Genomic DNA, 20452 nt, shown 5'->3' on the forward strand with positions numbered 1-20452 from the left:
GGCGTCACCCGGCCAGTGCCGCCTTGATGTCGCCGAGGACGATCTCCGCGGAGAGCGGGCCGCCGGAGCTGTTCCAGGCCGAGCCCTCGACGGTCACCACATGCTTGGCCTGCTCGGCCTTCAGCTTGCCGAAGTTGGCGACCTTCCGGGCCTCGGCGTACGCCTTGTCGCCGTCGGCCTTGTCGCCGAGGGTGCCGAAGAACATCCAGTCGGCGTCGATGGTGTCGAGCTTCTCCAGGGAGACCGGCTCGCTGTGCCCGACGCTGGCCCCCTGTTGGTCCTTGGGCCGGGTCGCGCCGAGGGCCTTGAGCGTGGAACCGACGACGCCGTCGCCCTTGCCGACGACCGAGGGCGCCCCGTCCTGCCAGCGGATCACGGAGACGGACTTGCCGGCGTTGTCGCCGAGCTGCCCCTTGGTCGCCGCGACCTCGGAGTCGAAGTCCGCGAGCCACTTCTTGGCGTCGGCGGCCTTGTTGAGGGCGTCGGCGGTGTCGGTGAACGCCTTCTTCCAGTCCTCGTTGAGCTTCGCGGTGACCACGGTGGGCGCGATCGACTGGAGCTTGTCGACGCTCCGCTTGGAGCCCGTCGTCTCGTCGAGCAGGATCAGATCCGGCTGGAGCGCGGCCAGCTTCTCCAGGTCGGGCTCGGCGATGGACGCGACGACCTGGGCGTTCTTCGCCTTGTCGGCGAGGTAGGTGGAGACCGACTTCTGTCCGCGGCCCGCGGTCGTGCCGACCGGCTCCACCCCGAGCGCGAGCGCGGCGTCGAGGGTGGGCTCGCTGAGCGTGACGACCTTCCCGGGGGCGCTGGGCACGGTCACCTTGCGGCCGAGGGCGTCGGTGATCTGGCGCGTCGTGTTCGACGCCGGCTTCGCCTCGTCGCCGCCGTCACCGTCGCCGTCGCCGCCACAGGCGCTCAGCACCAGGGCTCCGGTGATGACGGTGACGCCGGTCAGCAGGGCCGTCCTGCGGATGGATCGGGTGGAGGACATGTCGGTGGGACTCCCATGGGGCCAGGGCACGGTTGTCGAGCGCGTCAACCGGCGGTCATTTGAAGTTAGGTTAGCCTAAGCTAACCACATGTCCACGCGAACTAGATCCCGTCCGGAGGACGAGACGCGGTCCCCCGCCACCCCGCGGAGCAGGCCCCCACGGGTCACAGGCCTGGTGCTCGGCACGGCGCTGCTGGTCACGGCGGCCGTGCTGTCGCTGGCGGTGGGCGCCGAGTACATCCCGCTCCACGACGTCTGGGACGGCCTCTTCTCGCCCTCAGGCTCACGATTCGACAACATCGTCCAGGAGCTGAGACTGCCGCGAACCCTCATCGGCATCGCGGTCGGTGCCGCACTCGGCCTCGCGGGCGGCGTGATGCAGGTCCTGACCCGCAACCCGCTCGCCGACCCCGGACTGCTCGGGGTGAACGCGGGGGCGTCCGCCGCCGTCGTGACGGCCATCGCGGTCCTCGGCATCACGTCGTTCACCGGCTACCTCTGGTTCGCGCTGGCGGGCGCCGCCCTCGCCGCGATCGCCGTGAACGCGCTGGGCGGCTCCCGTTCGGCCACCCCGGTACGGCTCGCGCTGGCCGGAACCGCCGTCAACGCGGCCCTGTTCGGCTACGTCAACGGCCTCCAGCTCTGGGACCTGAACACGCTGGACTCGATGCGGCACTGGACCGTCGGGACACTGGAGAAGCGCGACCCCGAACTGCTGCTGAAGACCCTGCCGTTGCTGCTCACCGGCACCGTGCTGGCGTTCGCGCTGGCCCGCCCGCTCGGCGCGATCTCGCTCGGCGAGGACCACGCCCGCGCGCTCGGCACATCGGTCCGGCGCACCCGGGTCCTGTCGATCGTGGCCATCACCCTGCTGTGCGGCAGCGCCACGGCCGTGTGCGGGCCGATCGGTTTCGTCGGCCTGATGATCCCGCACGCCGTCCGCGCGTTCACCGGCCCCGACCCCCGCTGGATGCTGCCCTACTGCGCCCTGTTCGCGCCCGCGCTGATGCTCGTGTCCGACGTGGTCGGGCGGGTCGTGGTGCCGCCGTCGGAGATCCAGGTGGACATCGTCACCTCCTTCCTCGGCGGCCTGCTGTTCATCCACCTCGTCCGCCGGCGGAAGGTGGCCAAGCTGTGAGTCGCACCGACGTGAAGGCCCGGTCCGGCGCTGCGGTCCGGGCGCAGTGGCGCACGGGCCGGGTGCGCGCGGGCCGCTGGTCGGTCCGCTTCGATCCGCGCGCCGTCCTCGTCTGCCTCGGGCTGGTCGTGGTCACCGCGACGGTGGTGGTGCTCTCGGTGGGCACGGGCTCGTACGAACTGTCGCCCCTGGAGGTGCTGCGCACCTTCGTCGGCGACGGGCCGCCGGGCTCGGAGTTCATCGTGCTGGACCTCAGGCTGCCGCGGGCGCTGGTGGCCGTCCTGGTCGGCTTCGCCTCCGGGATGGCGGGCGCGGTCTTCCAGTCCCTGACCCGCAATCCGCTGGGCAGCCCCGACATCATGGGCTTCAGCAACGGGGCGTCGGCGGGCGCGCTCGTCGCGATCATCCTGCTGGACGCCGGCACCGGACAGACCGCGTTCGGCGCGCTCGTCGGCGGGTTCGCCACGGCCACGGCGGTGTATCTGCTGGCCTGGCGCCGCGGTGTGCACGGGTACCGGCTCGTCCTGGTCGGCATCGGCGCCGCCGCGGTGCTCGGATCGGCGACCAGCTTCCTCTACGTCCGCTCCGACATCGGCAAGGCGGCGCAGGCCGCGTCCTGGATGATCGGCTCGCTCAACGCCCGCGGGTGGAGCGAGGTCGGCATCGCCGGGGCCGGGCTGGTCGCGTGCGTGCCCGTCGTCCTCGTCCACGCCCGCCGGCTGACGATGCTGGAGATGGGCGACGACACCGCGAGCGCCCTCGGGGTGCCGCCGGAGCGCAGCCGCCTGATCCTGCTGAGTGCGGGCACCGGTCTGGCGGCGATGGGGGTGGCCGCCGCGGGGCCCATCCCGTTCCTGGCGCTGGCCGCCCCCCAGTTGGCGCGGCGCCTGACCCGGGCGGCGGGCCCCAATGTCCTGCCGGCCGGGTGGATGGGCGCCCTGCTGGTCACCACGGCCGACCTGGTGACCCAGCGGGTGACCGGTTCGGCCCTGATGCCGGTCGGCGTGGTGATGGGCGTGGGCGGCGGCCTGTACCTGGCCTGGCTGCTGCGCCGGGAACGCCGTTCGCAGCATCTGTGAGGCGCCGTACGCGACACGTGCCCCCACCGCTTGTTCCGGCGGTGGGGGCACGCGTCTTTCCCGTCTGCGTACGGGCGTACGGGCGTACGGGCGTACGGGCGTACGGGGATCAGGTCACCGGCTCCGCCTCGGCCGTCTCGCGGTCGCCCGCGCCGGACTCCGCCGCCTCCGGGTCCCCCGCCGACGACTGCGCACTGCGCCACAGCCGGGCGTAGGGGCCGTCCGCGGCGAGCAGTTCCTCGTGGCGGCCGTACTCGACCGGGCGCCCCCGGTCCATGACGAGGACGCGGTCGCAGCGTGCGGCCGTGGTGAGGCGGTGGGCGACCAGCAGCGCCGTCCGGTCCCGGGCCGCCTTGAACATCCCGTCGAGGACCGCGCTCTCGGTGCCCGAGTCGAGCATCGCGGTGGCCTCGTCGAGCAGCAGCACGTCCGGATCGACGAGCGCCACCCGGGCCAGCGCGACGAGCTGGCGCTCACTGGCCGACAGGTTGCCGCCGCCCTGGCGGACCCGGTGCCGGAAGCCGCCGGAGAGCCGGGCGACCGTGGCCGTCGCGCCCACCGCCTCCGTGGCGGCGGCGACCTCCTCGTCGCCGGCGTCGGGGCGGCCGTAGCGGATGTTCTCGGCGATGTCGCCCTCGAACAGGTGCGCCTCCTGCGGGACGATGCCCACGCGCCGCCGGTAGTCGGCGAGTTCGTAGCGGCCGATGTCGACGCCGTCGATCCGTACCGTGCCGGCGTCCGGCTCGTAGAACCGGGCGAGGATCTTGACCAGGGTCGACTTGCCGGCGCCGGTCGCCCCGACGACGGCGACGCTGCGCCCGGCCTCCAGGGTGAGGTCCGGGACGGTCAGGGTGTCCTCGGCCGCGCCCTCGTAGCGGAAGGCCAGGTCCCGGACGGTGACGTGCCCCCGGAGGCGGCCGGTCACCGCGACCGGGTCGGTGACGGGCCGCTGGGACGGCTCGGTCGCGAGGAGTTCCGTCACCTTGCGGACGCTGGTGCGGGTCTGGAGGTAGGAGTCGTAGATGGTCGACAGCTGCTGGATGGGTGCGTAGAACTGGCCGAGCAGCAGCAGGAACGCGGCGAGCACGCCGGGGGTCACCGAGCCGTCCGCCACCAGCCGGCCGCCGGCGAGGACGACCAGCGCCATGGACAGCTCCGCGCAGAACGCGAGGAAGGGGAAGTACAGCGAGATGTAGCGCTGTCCCTTCACCTGGAGGAGCCGGTTCAGGTTGGACAGGGCGCTGAAGTGCTTCGCCGTGCTCTGCTGCTTGCCGTGGGCCTGGGCGATCCGCAGCCCCGCGACGTTCTCGCGCAGCGAGCTGTTGACCTTGCCCAGCTGGTCGCGGGCCTCCTTGTACGCGCTCGAACTCAGCCGCCGGAACACGGGGGTCACCAGAGCGATCACCGGGAAGGGCGCCAGCGCGGCGAGGGCCAGGCGCCAGTCCAGGACCAGCATGGCCACGGCGATCCCGGCCATGGTCAGCACGCTCACCAGGCCCTGCACCATGCCCTGCTGGAGGAACTTGGACAGCGAGTCGATGTCGACGGTCATCCTGGTCAGCAGGGAACCGGCGCTGTTCTTCTCGTAGTGGTCGAGGCCGAGGCGCTGGAGGTGCCGGTAGCTGCGCAGCCGCAGCGCGTACTGGACCGCCTCGGAGGCGCGGGCCGTGATCAGCGTCTGGTACGTGTAGACGAACCAGTTGGCCGCGCACACCGCGAGCGCCACTCCGGTGATCCACCACAGCGTGCTGCTCGAACCGGGCGTGATGCCGTCGTCGATGCCGCGCTGGAGGAGGACGGGGACGAGGACGCGGGCCAGCGAGTCGAAGGCGATCAGGCCGAGGGCGACCGCCAGCAGGCCGCGTACGGGCCGCAGGACCGCCCACAGGGTGGGCGGGGCCGGCCGCTGCGCCGCCGCGACGACCGTGTGCGGCAGCCGGGCGAACCGGTCCGGGCGGTCGGCGGGTTCCTGCTCGGGCGTCGCCCGGCCGTCCGGGTCCTCGGCGGGCCAGAGTTCGCTCGCGGTGCGGGCCGTGCGGGTGCCTATATCGTCGGTGTCGCCGGCGATCAGCTCCTGGAACAGCACGCTGCGCTCGGCCAGTTCGTCGTAGGTCCCCGTGTCGGCGACCCTGCCCTCGTCGAGGAGCACGATCCGGTCGGCCAGGTCCAGGGTGGCCCGCCGGCGGGCGATGAGCAGGGTGACGCGGTCACCGCCGACGTGGTCCGCCAGGGCGCGGTGGATGGCGGCCTCGGTCGTGGCGTCGACCGCGCTGGTCGCGTCGTCCACGATCAGCACCGTCGGCCGGTTGAGCAACGCGCGGGCGAGGGCGAGGCGTTGGCGCTGGCCGCCGGAGAGGTTCTGGCCGCGCTCGGCCAGCTCGGTGCCGTAGCCGTCGGGCAGGGCGCTGATGAACTCGTGGGCGCCCGCGGCCCGGGCTGCGGCGACGATCTCCTCGTCGGTGGCGTGCTCGTGCCCGTAGGCGAGGTTCTCGCGGACGCTGCGGGCGAAGAGGAACGGTTCCTCGAAGACGACGCCGACATGCGAACGCAGCGACTCCAGGCGCAGTTCGCGGATGTCGGTGCCGCCCTCGTGGGTGCCTAGCCGGACGGTGCCGGAGGTGGCGTCGTAGAAGCGCGGGACGAGCAGCGACAGCGTCGACTTGCCGGAGCCGGAGGGGCCGACGACGGCGACGGTCTCCCCGGCGGCCACGCGGAAGGAGACGTCGCGCAGGACCGGCTGGTCGTGCGTGTAGCCGAAACCGACGTGCTCGAAGACCAGTTCCGTCGGCTTCTCGGACAGTTCGCGGGTGCCGTCGTGGATCTCGGGCCGGGAGTCGACCAGTTCGAAGATGCGCTCGGCGGAGGCGCGGGTGCGCTGGGCGATCACCATGTACGTGGCGAAGACGCGGGTCGGCCCGGTCAGCATGGTCAGGTACGCGGCGAAGGCGATGAACGTGCCGATGTCGATCGCCCCGTCCATGACCAGACCGCCGCCGTACACCAGGACGGCGATCTGGCCGAGGACCGGCAGGGCGAGCATGGTCGCGCCGGGCGCCGCGTGCACCCGCATGACCCGCATCCGGCGCTCGAACAGGGCGCGGGTGGCCCGGTCGAGCCGGCTCACCTCCCGCTCCTCCTGGCCGAAGCCCTTGACGACGCGGACGCCGTCGATGGTGTCCTTCACGTGCTCGGTGACCTCGGCCGCGTCGTTCGCCGCCCGGGCCGAGGTCTCGAAGACGCGGCGCCGGGTCCACAGGGCGACCACGCCGAGGGCGAGGACCACCACGACGGCCACGACGGTCAGCCGGGGCGAGAGCCAGAGCATCGCGACGACGGCGAAGACGTAGTACGTCACGACGGTCAGCGGCACCGGCAGCATGGTGAGCATCTGCTGGATCTGCTGGAGGTCGGCGTTGGTGCGGGAGATGACCTGACCGGTGCGCAGCTTGTCCTGGCCGGGGCCGTCGAGCCGCTGGATGCTGCCGAAGACCTCCTCGCGCAGGCCGTGCACGACGTCGAGGGCGAGTTTGCCCCCGGTGAAGCGGCGGACGTAGTTGCCCACGAAGTCGACGGCCGCGATGAGTACCAGGCCGGCGGCCACCCAGACGATCCCGTCGCTGTCGCCGGCGACGGCGTGGTTCACACCGTCCTTGGTCAGCAGCGGGCCCAGCGTCACCAGGACGATGCTCAGGATCGACGAGACCACGATGGCCGCCATGAGCCGGCGGCGCCGGAGGCAGGCGCCCATCAGCCGGCGCAGCCAGCCCGGCCCGGCCGGGGGGAACGATGTGTTCGGCATGCTTTCCTCAGAGATCGGCGATCAGTGATCGGTGAGCGCGGCGGCCGCCGCCGGCCCGGGGCGGGCACCGGAGGCGACGAGTTCGGCCAGGCGCCGGGCCACGACGGTGGGCGAGTCCTGCGCCCTCATCTCCTCGCGCACCTCGGCCGCCGCGGCCCGGAGCGAGGCGTCGGTGAGCAGACGGTCGATGTCCTCCTTGACGAGGCCCTGCTCGCCGGGGACGAACCCGCAGCCGCGGTCCGCGACGACCTTCGCGTTGACGGGGCGGTCGGCGCCCTGGCCGAAGACGATCTGCGGGACGCCCGCCGACAGCGCCGTGAGGGTGTTGCCCGCGCCGCCGTGGTGGATGAAACCGGCGGCGCGGCCGAGGAGCGGGCCCATGGGGATCCAGGACACCAGGCGAACGTTGTCGGGCAGGGCGCCGATCTCCCGCTGTCCGTGCCGGCCGAGGGACAGGACGAACTCGGCGTCGGACTCGTCGGCGGACTCGACCACCCACTTGACCAGGTCGATGCCGTCGACCATCGGCTTGAGGGTGCCGAGGCTGACGACGACGCGCGCTCTGCCGGTGTCCTCGCTCCACCAGTCCTCCAGCACCGTGCCGCCGTTGAAGGGCACGTACCTCATCGGCCAGGTGTCAGGCTCGTCGAGCACGCGCATGCTGGGCGGGGCGATGTCCAGCCACCGCAGGTCCGGCTGGGGCGCGGCGACACCGTGACGGGCGTAGGCGTCGTCCATGGCCCGGGTGACGCCCTCGATGTGCCAGCGCTGGTGGCCGAAACCGACGGTCTGCATGACGACGGGCACGTCGTACTTGGCGGCCACCAGGGGCCCGGCGACGCCGAGCGGCGGATAGACGACGAGGTCCGGGCCCCATTCGCCGGCGAAGTCGACGAGCCCGTCGGCCATTTCGTCGCCGAAGAACGAGAACCGGCCCATCTTCGTACCGAGGTTGAGCTTCTTGCGCCGGTCCTCACCGGCGCGGTACTCGGCCTCGGAGTCCAGCTCAGGGGCGGCGTCGAAGCCGACGAGCCCGGCCTCGGCCACACGCCGGGTGAAGTCACCGGCGCTGGCCACGACGACCTCGTGCCCTTCGGCGCGGAACGCCTGCGCCAGGGAGAGGACGGGGTACAGCAGTCCGTACAGCGGGGGTCCGACGAAGAGTACGCGCATGGGGGTGGCCTCCCGGCTACTTAGGTTAGGCTTACCTAATTAGCTATCACAGATTCGGGAGAGTGCGAGGGCGCCTTGAGGGACGCGGCAACACAACAGGACATCGAGAGCCCGCGGTTGAGGCGACTGCTGGAGGACGTACGAACAGGCGACTCCGAGGCCCTGAACCGCTTCTGGAGGGAGGCCGCAGAGCACGGCACACCACTGATCGAAACGGACCAAAACACCCCGGGTGAAAGTCTCGTGACGATCGTGTGGCGGCAGGACCGTCCGGTGGCCGGCGTCTACGCCCTGGCCAACCGCGTCACCGACAAGCACCTGGCCCACCGGGGCATGATGCGCCGCCTGGACGGCACCGACCTGTGGCACGTCAGCCTGCGCCTGCCGCACGGCCTGCGCTGCTCCTACCGCGTCCACCCCTTCGACGCGGACGACCCGCACCTGGACGAGAACGGTCCCCGGGCCGGCTCGTCGCGCGGTCTGCCCGACGACCGCTCCGACCCGCTCAACCGGCACGCCGGGGGCCCGTTCGGCTCCCTGCTGGAACTCGCCGGCGCCCCGTCACTGACCGAGTGGCTGACGCCCCCGTCCACGCCCGCCGACGGGGTGACGGACACCTTCGACCTGACCGCGACGGACGGCACCCGCTACCGCCTGCACCGCTTCGTCCCCCACGTGAGGGACCCCGCCACGGAACTCGACGTACTGATCGTCTGCGACGGCGATCAGTGGTTCGGCCGCTACGGCATCGCCCGCGCCGTCAGCACCGCCATGGCCTCCGGCCGCATCCCGCCGCTGGCCGTGATCGGCGTCGAGGCGGGCGTGGACGTCCCGGCGCGGATCCGCCAACTCGGCGCCAACCGCCGCTTCGTCGACACCCTCGCCGACGAGATCCTGCCCGCGGTGACGGCGGACCTCCCCCACTCCGGCCGCACCGTCCTGTCCGGCCAGAGCCTCGGCGGCCTGACGTCGCTCGTGGCGGCCCTGTGGCGCCCGGACACCTTCGGCACGGTCCTGGCCCACTCGGCCTCCACATGGTGGCGCCCCGGCATGACGGGCCGCCCCATGACCCCGACCTCCGACACGGACACCTGGCTGCACGAGCAGGCCACCACCGCCCCGCTCTCCGACGTCACCATCCGCATGGACGTCGGCTCGAACGAGGGCATCACGGTCGACCACCTACGGAAACTGCACGCCCTCCTGACATCCCGGGGCTTCGACACGACGCTGGACATCTACGAGGGCGGCCACGACTTCTGCTGCTGGGCGGCGGCGCTTATGGAGGGGCTGGGGGCACTTACGTGGGGGGAGTGAGGCCGCGATCGCGCCCCCACAGCGACCCGGCGGTCATCGGTTCGCCCGCCTGAGAGCAAAGAGGCAACAGGCAACCCCGTCGAACATCGATTCCGCAGGCGCGCCACGTGCCAGACTCACTCTCGGACGCGAAGCGAAACGGAGCCGTCACAAAGGGTTGCCGTCATCCGTTGTCGCGTCGGCCAGTGAACGACGAACGCAAGTTCCCTGGAAGGGCCCACGGCTCTCCCAGTCGCTGTCCAAGGGGGAGATCAGTAATGAGCACGACTCGGCCTTTCGGCCCGGAGCTTCGCCGATTACGACTGGAAGCGCGGCTGTCCCTGACCGCGCTCTCCGTGGCCCTCAACTACGACAAGGGACACCTCAGCAAGGTGGAACGCGGAGTGCGCTCGGCGTCTCCCGAACTGGCGCGGCGGTGTGACGCCTTCCTCGGCGCGAACGGCGAATTGCAGGGCCTCGTACTCAGCGCCGACACCGGCCCGGTTGCCGACGAAACCTCCACCGCGCCGAGCTTCTGGAGCATCGGGCGCCGGGCGGTCCTCGCGTCGGGTACCGCGTCGCTGATCGACCTCGGCCTGAGGCTCGGCGGTCAGACCTCCTCTGCGGCCGGTCCACTCCTTCCCTCCTTCCGCGCACAGTTCGACCAGTTGCGAAAGCTCGGCCAGTCGACTGCGCCGAAGGTGCTGCTTCCCCTGTTGGAGACGCAGACCCGCACGGTCGCCGGTCTGGCCGCCGACACCCCGTCCGCCACCCGGGCCCCCGTGCTGCTGCTCGCCTCCCGGTTCGCGGAGTTCACCGGCTGGATGGCCCAGGAGTCCGGCGACAACGGCGCGGCGCTCGACTGGACCGGGGAGGCCGCGGCGCTGGCGCGCGCAGGGGGTGATCCGTACCTCGATTCCTACACGAGCGTGCGTCGCGCGCTGGTCACTCTCTACGGCGGTGACGCAGCAGGCACCGTCGCTCTGGCCCGCCGAGCCCAGAATGACGGACTCCCACCGCGTATCCGGGGACTCGCGGCCCAGCGGGAGGCACAGGGACACGCGCTCGCCGGCGACGAACGCGACTGCCTCCGCAGCCTCGACACGGCACGAGAACTCCTCGACCACGACGAAGTACGCGGCAGCACGGAACCCGTGATCGGCACCACTCACGTGCACGATCCGGCGGCGATGACGACCGGCTGGTGCCTGTACGACCTCGGTCGCCCGCAGGCCGCCGCCGAGGTCCTCGACCGGGAGTGCCGCCGCATCCCGTCCCACGCGCTTCGCACCCGGACCCGGTACGGCTTCCGCAGGTCCTTGGCCCATGCGGCATCGGGAGAGGTCGAGCACGCGTGCGCGATCGCCGGGGAGCTGCTCGGGGTGATGCCGGCCGTGCCCTCGGCGACGGTGAACAGTGACGTCCGGCGCCTCGCCCGTGAGCTCTCCCGATTCCGGAGCAGCCGGGCCGCACGCGAGCTGCAACCGGCGCTGGCACGGGTCATCGCACCCGCACACGACTGACAACGCACCGCAGCACCCGCACCGCCTCGACGCCCGCCCCGCTCGCGGCCCTGGCTCTTCCGCAGCTGCCTCTGAACTCCGCCCGACGCGTCACACCACACCGCCGGCCTTGATGGCCGCACGCGGTCACTGACGCGCGGGACGGTGATCCACCCGCACGCCCTTCCGTGGACGCGCCATGCCGTCACGCGGTCGGGACTTTCTGGGCCGGGTCCGCCGGGACCACGAGGTCCCGGGGCCGGCACCCGTGCGAACCGTCTTCCACGAAGGGAACGCTCATGCCCGATGTCTTCGTCAACTACCGCACAGGCGATGAGGAGTCCGCGGCGACCATGATCGCCCGGGAACTGGCCCGGCGCTTCGGCCGCGAGCGGATCTTCTTCGCCAGCGACTCCATCAAGCTCGGACACCGCTTCCCCACGGAACTGATCAGGGCTGTGGAGAAGTGCGAGGCGCTGCTCGCCGTGGTCGGCCCGCGGTGGGCGGAGGTACGGGGGCCCGACGGCAGCCCCGCGCTCCAGGCCGAGCAGGACTGGACGCGTCGCGAGATCCGCACCGCGCTCGAACAGGGAATCCTCGTGATCCCCGTCCTCGTCGGCAGGGCCACGCGGATCGACCCCACCGTCCTCCCGGAGGACTTGAGGGAACTGGCGGACTGCCAGTACAGGCGGTTCGACCACCGCAACGCCGAGTCGGACCTGACCGCGCTCGGCGACGCCCTCGCCCGGCTGCTGCCCGAGCTGGGCGACGTGGACCAGGACGCCCATGAGGCGCGGGACCGGTCCGAGGCGAAGTCCCGCAAGAAACGGTCCCGGAACGCCGAGCCCACCAGGATGCGGACGCGCGACGTCGAGCAGCGCGTGCGCGGCGGCATCGGCAACCTCAACGGCGATCTGTCCGGCACCTTCGTCAACGAGCCGCAGGGCCCCGTGCACACGGGCCGTGGCCACCAGTACAACGCGCCCCATTTCGAGGGCGACAACACCGGGGTGCAGTTCACTGCGGGAGACAACAGCGGTACGGTCCATCAGCGCTTCGAGCGCGAGCGCCGGCGTACGGACGACGGACGATGACCGAGCAGGACCACGTCACCGTCAACGATCCACGCGCACCGGTGTACAGCGGCGGAGGACACCAGTACGTCTTCTACGGCCGCCCGGACTGGATGATCCGCAAGGGCGTGGAGTCCCTCCGGATCGTCCGCGAGGACCGGGCGCGTCTCGCCGACCGCTTCGTCCGGCCCACGGGCTACCGCGACGCCGCCGAGCGCCTGGAGAAACCCGGATCGGTGGTACTGCTGAGCGCCGAGCCCGGCAGCGGTCGCCGCGCCGCGGCGATCATGCTGCTGCACGAGCTCGGTGAGGACGGAGACGCCGACGGGGAACCGGTCCGCTTCGACGAGCTTCCCGCCACGGACAAGGACCCGGCCAAGGGCGAGCCCCCGTTCTCCCCCGCCGAGGGGGACCGCTATCTCCTCGACCTCTCCGGCATCTCCGGCGAGGAGTCGTACGCACAGGCCCAGCGTCGGCTGGCCGTGTACCGGTCGCAGGTGCGGGAGGCGGAGGCCCACATGGTCGTCGTCCTGCCCTCGGGCATGGCGCACGCCCACGCGCCGGACCTCGCACCGGACACGGTGGAGTTGGGCCGCCCTCGAGGCACAGCCGTGGTCACGCGGTACCTCCGCATGGACCGGATACCGTTCCGCTCCGGGGACCTGAGGAACGCCGATCTTCAGCTCCTGTTCGACCGCTCACCCATGCGCGAACTGGCGCGGTTCGCAGGCCTGGTGAGGACCGCTCGCGACAGCCGCCGGTTCGGCACCGACACCGCGGGATGGCTCGACCAGGCCCTGCACGCGGTGACCGACCGCGCTGGTGAGGTGCGCGAGCAGATGGCCACGGTGTGCGCCACGCCCGACCGGGCCCTGCTGCTCACCACGGCGGTGTTCGAGGAGGCTCTCGCCGACACCGTCTACGAGGCGTGGCACGCTCTGATGGGAAAAGTGGGGCACAAGGAAGACGATGAGGCCACCGAACTCGCGCGGACGGCCTTCGGGGAAAGTCTGAGGGCGCTCGGGATCGAGCGAGGCCCCGACGGCAGGCTCCGCTTCGAACGGCTGGCCTACGCCGATGCGGTGCGCACGTATTTCTGGACGAACTTTCCCGGAGTGCGCGACGACCTCAGGGACTGGATCGGCCAGGCCACCAGCCTGCGTGGCCTGACCGCCGACGACCGGACGAACGTCGTGGTCCGCTTCTGCGAGCGGTCTCTGGCCGTCGCGCGACCCGACCACCTCTTCGATCTCGTGGTGCGCTGGGCCGGCCGCGCGACCGGGACGTCCTGCGACCCGCTGGCCGTACAAGCCCTTGAACTGGGCCTCAGTCACGAGAGGTTCGGGGGGTGGTTCCGCCAACGGATGTACGACTGTGTGCGGTCCGGGTCCTTGTCGGACGGTCTCGCCCGCGTACTGATCGCCGCCTGCGTCCAGAGCCTCGCAGCGACGCACCCGGATCAGGCACTGGTGCGGCTCCACCACCTCTCCGTACGCAAGGGGCGCGTAGGGCTCGAAGCCGGGGGCGCTCTTCTCGGCCTCGCGGGCCGCGACCGTGTTCTCTACCGGCTGCTGATCGACCGCCTGCGGGACCGGATACGCCGGGAGCAGCGTGAGCCGGAGCCGCATCTACGGCTGCTCACCGAGCTGTTGGCGAGTAGCCGGGCACCGGATCCGCCGCCGTGGCCGGACCTGTTCCTGGGCTGGGAGGCGGTGTTCTCCCAGCCGCCGACGGAGCACTGGAACCCGCTGGTGAGGGGTTGGCTGAACGCCGCGGCCGACGACAGCACGCGCGAGATGGCGCTGGGCGTGATGGTCAGAGCGACCCACGGCCGCACGGCAGCTCTGCACCGTCTCTACGCCATCGCCTGCGGTTGGGCGGGACCCGCACGGCAGACATCACGGGCGGCCGTCGCCGCCCTCTTCTGGCAGCACATCGACGACGCGCAGTACGCCCGCACGGGAAGCAGCGAGCGCGGGGGCGCCGGACCACGGACCACGGAAGAGGCACCATGAGTCACCGTCTACCCAGCCCGCTGTTCGTCGCTCTGTGCGGCTTCGCGCCGGCTGTGCTCGGGAATCTCCTGTACTGGTCGCCGTGGCTGTGGGGCTTCATGTCCATGGTCACGATCTCCGGTTCCCTGCTGCTCGTGATGACGGTCCTCGGCAACGGCCGAGTGTCCGCCGGCCCGCACGATCCCGCGGAGCCCGAGCCGCCCGCCACGCCTCCGGAACCGCCGTACCAGGAGACGCGGGTGATCGACGCGGCACTGCCCAGCGCCACGGACGGCTACGACTTCCTCTTCTCCGCGACCATCTGGTGGCGGCCGCTCCCCGATCACGCCGCCGACCGGTCCGACAGCGGCTTCCCGGCGCTCGCCGCGTCCTCGATCGTCAGCCGGGCCGTGCGGGTCGTCCACCAGGAGGAGCCCGACCGGGCGAACTTCGCGCGGTATCTCCTGGAGGGCGAACTGGCCGTCCCGCTGCCGGACCGGAGCGGCCGGGTGACCGCCCTCGCGGCCGATGTGACGCTGACCCTCGCCCACGCCGACCGCGAGCGCCTGCGCAGGCTCAAGGATCTCCGCAAGGACGAGGAGATCTGGGAGTACGAGAGGCAGCGCGAGCGCAACATGCGGCACTACCTCGGCGACGACGTACTCAAGAGCGCGGGCAGCGCCGTGGTGTGGTGGCTCGCCCGCCACGAGGACGAGATCGAGAAGGCCGTCGCCATGATCGGCCCGCTCGCCCAGATCGCGGCGGCGGCCAACGACGAGGAGGTACCGGAGCTCTTCCGCCACCTGCTAGTCCCGCCCGTGGGCGCGTACAGCGAGGCGACCGTAGGGGGCTCTTTCTGGGACGGGGGCGGCCAGGGAGGGGAGATGTTCGACCCGGAGAAGGAAGTAGGGGTCTCGGACCGGTTGCGTCTCATGCTGGCGGCGGCGGGCCTGAAGCCGGACATGGACGAGTACACGGTGCTGGCACACCGCGTGGTGGCGAGCATGGAGGCCATGGGACTCCATGAGGCCGCCGAGGAGATCAGGCAGAGTTTCCTGACGCCGACCGAGACAGGACCTGAGGATCCGGAGGAGGATGCGCCGGACGACGGCGACACCACGGCCCCCTGGTCACCGGGCTCCCGGACAACCGACGACGCGCCGTTCACCGACGCGGGCGCGGACACCTACCCGCCGGGGACGGCGGAGAACGCCGCAGACGAGCAGAACCGCGGCTGGTGGGCGCCGAGCGAGGAGGACACGCCACGAAGCCGGCACTTCTGGGACGCCCCGAACGACCCGTTCCAGTCAGACCCACCCCACGCGCGGCACGAGGACGACGAGGGCGAGATCTGACCCGGTAGCCGGTCCCGCCCCCCGAGCCCCTCCGCCCTGGCATCCCGACATGAGGAAAGGGGCCCGCCCTCGAAGGCCGGGCCCCTTGTCAGTCGGCGCTGCCTGGCTCTACGACCCACTCCGCCTGCCGCCCGCTCACCGAAGCGATCATGTCGAAGTCGCCGTCGTAGTGCAGGACAGTGGCCCGATGCCGCTCGGCGGTTGCTGCGATGAGGACGTCGGCCAGCGACAGCGCCCGGGGTCCGCAGCCGTATCACCTCGGGCTTTCCGCGTGCCGAGTACAAAACCTCATACCGCCGGGACGTTGTAATAGTTTCTGTACTAGACTTGCGGCCATGAAGTCACCCCGCCCCGGCGGCACGGAGAACATCTCCGTGTCGATGCCCTCCGAACTCCTCGGTGCTCTGCGCACCCGTACCGGTAAGCGCGGCGTGTCGGCGTACGTGACGGCGGCGGTCCGGCATCAGCTCGCCATGGACGGCCTCGCCGAGATCGTGGCCGCCTACGAAGCCGAGCATGAGCCGCTGAGCGACGCCGAGGTCCAGGCTGCACAGAGCGAACTGTTCGGTGACGCACCGGCGCCCTACGCGTCGAACGACAGCGCCGCATGAAAGAGCCCGCGGCCAGGTCCCTGGTGCTCGACTCCCAGGCACTGTCGCTGCTACTGCGCAACGACCGCCAGATGATCACCCGAATCGAGGCCGCTCGGCGGGTGGGCGTGCCCGTCCTCGTATCTGCCCTGACGGTGGTGGAGGCCGCCCACGGCAAAACGGACACCGCCCAGCTGCGCTGGCTGCTTTCCCGCCTTCAGGTCCAGGACGTCACCCAGGCGGACAGCCTCACCGCGGTGCAGCTGCTGAGCGACGCCGGCGGCCTGCACGGTCACAAGTACGCCATCGACGCCCTCGTCGCCGCGATGGCGCTCCGTTCCCCGGCACCCGTACTCGTGCTGACGTCGGACCGCGACGACTGGTCGAAACTGTGCGGCGACCGCGTACAGATCAAGGACGTCTGACCTCGTCGTTTACCCAATGACAGCGCGCCTTGGACGTCACGCGGCAGGGCGACCAGAGCCGCTGTCCGTGGGCGCTGTTACCTTCCGCGCATGACAGCATCAGACACTCTGCTTCGCCGCCTCGAGCAAGACTCGTCGCTGGCCGCCGCGCTGGTCTGGCCAGGTGACTTCGACATAGACCGGCGGGATCCCATCGAGGATCTGGTACTCCCAACTGGCAGGCCGCTACGCCCGGTAGCCGGATGTGGCGCCGGTGGCACGTACTTCCTCTGTGGTGAAGCCGAGGCCGAGGAGCGGCCTGTCCTGTATGCCGATTCCGAGGGCCAGGCCACGTTGATCGGCGCCAACCTCGTCGAGGCCATCACGCTCATCGCCGTACTGCCCTTCTGGCGCGACCTGGCGAAGGGCCTCGCGATCAGCGAGCTCGGCTCGGATCTGCGGGCCGACCACCCGGACTTCGACGCCGAGCGCGACCGCCTCCTGCACGCCCTCGGGCTAGCCCCTACCTCTGAGGAGGAGGCTGCCGCTCGCCTGCTGGCTGCGGCTGCACGCACGACCCCGAACTACGTGCCGCGCGTGCCGGACGACAATTACCTGCCGTACGAGCTTCTGTTTCCGAGCGCCCTGCACAACGAAGCCAGCACTTGGATCCACGGTTCCGTCACTCACCGGAGTGGAACCCAGCACCACCCCGGCACGGAAAAGAACCAAGGGCCCGACCCCGAAGAGTCGGACCCCATCTGACCTGCGTGTCCGCCAGATCAGCCACGTCAGCCGCTACACGTTGAACCTGAACGTCTACTGCAGAGCTCCCACCTGCGAAGATGCGGCATTCTCGGACGTCATCCCAGCACGTCCCAGCACGGGGGCTCCGTCCCAGCTGCTCCAGCACGTCGAGGCCCTGGCCGACGCCGACGGAGTGTCGACTCGGAACTCAGCATCGACTCCGCCCAGGGGCGTGCGCACCAACACGCCGCCGCAGCGCCCGAAGAAGGCGCCACCCGCACCGCCCGCCACCGGACAGGAAGAGCCAGCAGGCCGGACGCCAGCGCCGGGCCTCGCCGGGCGGCCGCCCCCGGGCTTCGGCTCTACGCGATACGAGAAGCACAACACCGTCGAGCGGGCGATCAGCAAGCTGATGCGGCTGCGGCCGTCGCCACCCGCCGTGGCGGGAAGCGCGAGTCTCCGCCCTCAGCACCGCCACCGCTGACGCAGCCCACACCTGGCAGCTGCGCCACCCTCACCGAAAAGGCCAAGGCAGGACCATTCCCAAGGGTTACGCTGAATCTCTTGGTTCACGGGACGACGAGGGGCGGGACCTCCGTGCGCACGCTGCATGTTCACCACGTCAAGGATTCACTCAGCCAGGACTTCACCGGCCTGATCGACTTGAGTGACCTGACGGGCAGTCAGCGCACCCAATCCGACACGATCTTCCTCAGCAGGGCATTGGCAGCTCGCGCCGTACAGCGCTTCACGGGCTGCACCCTCGACGAGGCCGCCGCCGCCGTGACCGACGGGTTTCACGACAACGGGATCGACGCTCTGGCCATCGATGAGGAAAACCGCCGAATCGTCATCGTCCAGTCAAAACTAGACAGTTCAGGAAACTCTGGACTCTCCCAAGCCGACGCCCTCAAGATCCGGAACGGCTGCAGCGACCTGTTCAACATGAAGTTCGACCGCTTCTCCCCCACGCTCCAAGCGCGTCGCACAGAAATCACTACAGCTTTGAGTGATGCCGCGGTCACCTTCATCGTGGTTGTCGCCACTACGGGCCGAAGCACTCTGCCAGCGGAGGCCCAGAATGTGTTCACCGACTTCCTGGCGGAAGCCAACGAAAACGATCCAGTGGTCACCCTGGAAGTACTTGGCCTACGAGAATTCCACTCCATGGTGGTCGAAGGAACAGCAGGACCACGGATCGAGTTGACCGTACCCATCGAGCAGTGGGGCAAGGTCGACCTTCCTTATCAGGCGTACTACGGACTTGTTCAGGCGACGGAAATCGCCTCGTGGTTCGAACAGCACGGCGATCGACTCTTCTCGCAGAATCTGCGCAAGTCGCTCGGCAACACCGAGGTAAACGACGGCTTGACCCACACGCTCCTCACTCAGGGCGAGAACTTCTGGTATTTCAACAACGGAATCACCGCACTCTGCGAGTCCATCAAGAAGACACCTCGCGGTGGCTCTACCCACGCGTACGGGGACTTCACGATCGAGGGTGTGAGCGTGGTAAATGGGGCACAAACCGTGGCGAGCATCCATCGGGCCGCAAAGAAGGAGGAGAAATCTCTCGAGGAGGCCCGCGTATGGGTTCGATTCATCTCACTCGAGGGATGTCCACCCGATTTTGCCACGGATGTGACCCGGGCGACGAACACGCAGAACAGTGTCGAGAATCGCGACTTCGTCGCACTTGATCAACAGCAGGAACGCATTCGTCGGGACATGCTTCTGTCGCTGCACAAGCAGTACTCCGTCAAGCGCGGAGAAAACGTGCCCGCAGATAGTGACGGGTGCACAGTCGAAGACGCAATCGTCGCCCTTGCCTGCGCCCACAACAATCCGTACTACACAGTCCTGGCGAAGAGCGCGGTTGGCAGGCTGTCCGAAAACACCGAACGAGCACCGTACACAAACCTGTTCAACAACGGGACCAGCGCGCATCGAGTGTGGCGTTGCGTTCAAGTGATGCGTGCGGTCGAGGCAGACTTGACCGATCGCCGGAGGAATCTCGTCGACAGGGAGTTCGCGGTGGCCGCGCACGGGAACCGGCTCGTGTTGCAACTGGTCTTCAGCCAACTCCGACTGGACAAGGTCGACGATGCGAACTACGACTGGGACAACGAGACCAAGCGGGTGCACAAGGTGACCGGCATCGCTCTCGAGCACCTGACCGAGGCCATCGAGAGCACCTACTCGAACAACTATCTCGCGCCGCTCTTCAAGAACACCACAAAGTGCCGCGACCTAGTCACCCAGGTCGAGGCCAAGTTTGGTTCCGGCTGACCGGCGACACCCGGCGGATTGACTCTCCGCCGGGTGCCCCAGCACACTCAAGATTCCACGCCCGAACGCAGCAAGCCATGGGCGACATAGCTCCCTGGCTGTGGCCCTAGCAGCGCCTTCCGTCGCCAGCCTGCACCGCACGGGCCGCGTCCCACAAGAAAACGTCCCGGACGTCAGTACTGAGCTTGAATGTGTGATGTCGGCCAGTCGTCCATGATCAAGCCGGTTATGGTCATCCCACCTGGGATCGAGCCGGTGCGGTCCGTGGACGGGTGACCTGGGCGCGGTTGCGGGCCCGAACGGCCCGGCGCTTCCCGGCCTCGACGAGCACCGCAGCTCTGGCTTCCTCTCCGGCATCGAACGCCGCCGGAGTGAAGCAGTCGCTGGCTCTGACGTGCCGTTCCCAGTCGTCCTGCCAGAACTCCACCATCCAGTCCGGCCACAACTCTGGTACCTGATAAGCCTGTGGCGAGGAGTAGAGGGACCACCAGCCCAGATGGCGGCGTTCCGGGTCGAGGTGGATGCCGGCGTTGACGTGTAGGCGGCAGACTCCGTGCCGAGGGGCGTCTGCCAGGCGGTCGAGCAGGGCGGCGCCCTCGCGGACAGGGTGGTCGAAGACGTCTGAGGCGACGTGGCAGCGACCGGTGCTGACCGTAATCACCACACCGCCCGGGTCGGGCCCGGCCAAGTCCTCGTCGTCGGGGGCCAGGAGCGGGGCCAAAGAGGGGGCAGAATCGCGGCAGCGGACGTACTCCGGGTCCAGTCCGACATACTCACGCAGTTCGGCCGAGCCGTCGTATAGCCAGCGGACCTCCCATCCAGGCCACGCTCTTCGGATCAGCTCGAGCATGGCCGCACGGTGGCGGAGCTCAGTGCTGGGCCCTTGCCAGGCGAAGAACAGGAGCACCTTCCGGCCGAGGTCGAGCAGTATCCCGCCGTGCGCCACGCCGTCGTCCAACCACCAGCCGTCTTGGCGGAGTTCGGGAAGCATGGCGAGAACCGGCGTCGGCCCTTCCAGCAGA

General features: G+C 70.0%; 15 protein-coding genes and 1 pseudogene. 11 read left to right on the forward strand and 5 right to left on the reverse strand.

Annotation, left to right across the window (positions count from 1 at the left end):
* Nucleotides 1–4: 4 nt before the first annotated feature.
* Nucleotides 5–991 carry an ABC transporter substrate-binding protein gene (locus tag GTW67_RS20490; protein WP_161166262.1) on the reverse strand — a complete coding sequence of 329 codons (987 nt, stop codon included), beginning with the start codon at nt 989–991 and terminating at the stop codon, nt 5–7.
* Nucleotides 992–1079: 88 nt separating this feature from the next.
* Between GTW67_RS20490 and GTW67_RS20495 the strand changes: the two genes are divergently transcribed.
* Together GTW67_RS20495 and GTW67_RS20500 are read left to right on the forward strand one after the other, a co-directional pair.
* A complete protein-coding gene (locus GTW67_RS20495; protein WP_161166263.1) occupies nt 1080–2129 on the forward strand; it encodes a FecCD family ABC transporter permease in 1050 nt (349 codons plus the stop codon).
* Nucleotides 2126–3208: an iron chelate uptake ABC transporter family permease subunit gene (locus tag GTW67_RS20500; protein WP_161166264.1), complete on the forward strand. Its 1083-nt coding sequence runs from the start codon at nt 2126–2128 to the stop codon at nt 3206–3208. The genes GTW67_RS20495 and GTW67_RS20500 overlap by 4 nt, the downstream gene beginning before the upstream one ends.
* A gap of 109 nt (nt 3209–3317) precedes the next feature.
* Here GTW67_RS20500 and GTW67_RS20505 read toward each other — a convergent pair whose 3' ends face one another.
* Nucleotides 3318–7007: an ABC transporter ATP-binding protein gene (locus GTW67_RS20505; protein ID WP_161166265.1), complete on the reverse strand. Its 3690-nt coding sequence runs from the start codon at nt 7005–7007 to the stop codon at nt 3318–3320.
* Between the two features lie 21 nt (nt 7008–7028).
* Nucleotides 7029–8180: a nucleotide disphospho-sugar-binding domain-containing protein gene (locus GTW67_RS20510; RefSeq protein ID WP_161166266.1), complete on the reverse strand. Its 1152-nt coding sequence runs from the start codon at nt 8178–8180 to the stop codon at nt 7029–7031.
* A gap of 243 nt (nt 8181–8423) precedes the next feature.
* On the opposite strand from GTW67_RS20510, the gene GTW67_RS20515 reads away from it, so the two are divergent.
* The 5 genes from GTW67_RS20515 to GTW67_RS20535 all read left to right on the forward strand — a co-directional run bounded on the left by GTW67_RS20515 (nt 8424) and on the right by GTW67_RS20535 (nt 15400).
* The gene (locus GTW67_RS20515) at nt 8424–9497 is read left to right on the forward strand and encodes an alpha/beta hydrolase-fold protein (RefSeq protein WP_161166267.1); all 1074 of its coding nucleotides are present in this window, start codon (nt 8424–8426) and stop codon (nt 9495–9497) included.
* Nucleotides 9498–9754: 257 nt separating this feature from the next.
* The gene (locus tag GTW67_RS20520) at nt 9755–10999 is read left to right on the forward strand and encodes an NsdA family TPR-like regulatory protein (protein ID WP_161166268.1); all 1245 of its coding nucleotides are present in this window, start codon (nt 9755–9757) and stop codon (nt 10997–10999) included.
* 278 nt (nt 11000–11277) lie between these two features.
* Nucleotides 11278–12072 carry a toll/interleukin-1 receptor domain-containing protein gene (locus GTW67_RS20525; RefSeq protein WP_161166269.1) on the forward strand — a complete coding sequence of 265 codons (795 nt, stop codon included), beginning with the start codon at nt 11278–11280 and terminating at the stop codon, nt 12070–12072.
* Nucleotides 12069–14066: a hypothetical protein gene (locus GTW67_RS20530; RefSeq protein ID WP_161166270.1), complete on the forward strand. Its 1998-nt coding sequence runs from the start codon at nt 12069–12071 to the stop codon at nt 14064–14066. The genes GTW67_RS20525 and GTW67_RS20530 overlap by 4 nt, the downstream gene beginning before the upstream one ends.
* Nucleotides 14063–15400 carry a hypothetical protein gene (locus GTW67_RS20535; protein ID WP_161166271.1) on the forward strand — a complete coding sequence of 446 codons (1338 nt, stop codon included), beginning with the start codon at nt 14063–14065 and terminating at the stop codon, nt 15398–15400. Before GTW67_RS20530 ends, GTW67_RS20535 begins: the two co-directional genes overlap by 4 nt.
* A gap of 88 nt (nt 15401–15488) precedes the next feature.
* Here the strand turns inward: GTW67_RS20535 and GTW67_RS37800 are convergent.
* A pseudogene (locus tag GTW67_RS37800) lies at nt 15489–15638 on the reverse strand (PIN domain-containing protein); the annotation flags it as partial.
* Nucleotides 15639–15735: 97 nt separating this feature from the next.
* On the opposite strand from GTW67_RS37800, the gene GTW67_RS20545 reads away from it, so the two are divergent.
* From GTW67_RS20545 to GTW67_RS20560, 4 genes are all read left to right on the forward strand, one after another.
* A complete protein-coding gene (locus GTW67_RS20545; RefSeq protein ID WP_073802374.1) occupies nt 15736–16011 on the forward strand; it encodes a hypothetical protein in 276 nt (91 codons plus the stop codon).
* Nucleotides 16008–16415, forward strand: coding sequence for a PIN domain-containing protein (locus tag GTW67_RS20550; RefSeq protein WP_161166272.1), 408 nt, complete (start codon nt 16008–16010; stop codon nt 16413–16415). Before GTW67_RS20545 ends, GTW67_RS20550 begins: the two co-directional genes overlap by 4 nt.
* Before the next feature lie 90 nt (nt 16416–16505).
* Nucleotides 16506–17159 carry a hypothetical protein gene (locus tag GTW67_RS20555; protein ID WP_161166273.1) on the forward strand — a complete coding sequence of 218 codons (654 nt, stop codon included), beginning with the start codon at nt 16506–16508 and terminating at the stop codon, nt 17157–17159.
* 579 nt (nt 17160–17738) lie between these two features.
* The gene (locus GTW67_RS20560; RefSeq protein ID WP_346010699.1) at nt 17739–19430 is read left to right on the forward strand and encodes an AIPR family protein; all 1692 of its coding nucleotides are present in this window, start codon (nt 17739–17741) and stop codon (nt 19428–19430) included.
* A gap of 232 nt (nt 19431–19662) precedes the next feature.
* Here the strand turns inward: GTW67_RS20560 and GTW67_RS20565 are convergent.
* Nucleotides 19663–20452 (reverse strand): hypothetical protein (locus tag GTW67_RS20565; protein WP_237518954.1); only part of this gene is annotated, 790 nt, incomplete at its 5' end.

This window comes from Streptomyces sp. SID5910, from assembly GCF_009862125.1.
In the GTDB taxonomy this organism is placed as follows: Bacteria; Actinomycetota; Actinomycetes; order Streptomycetales; family Streptomycetaceae; genus Streptomyces.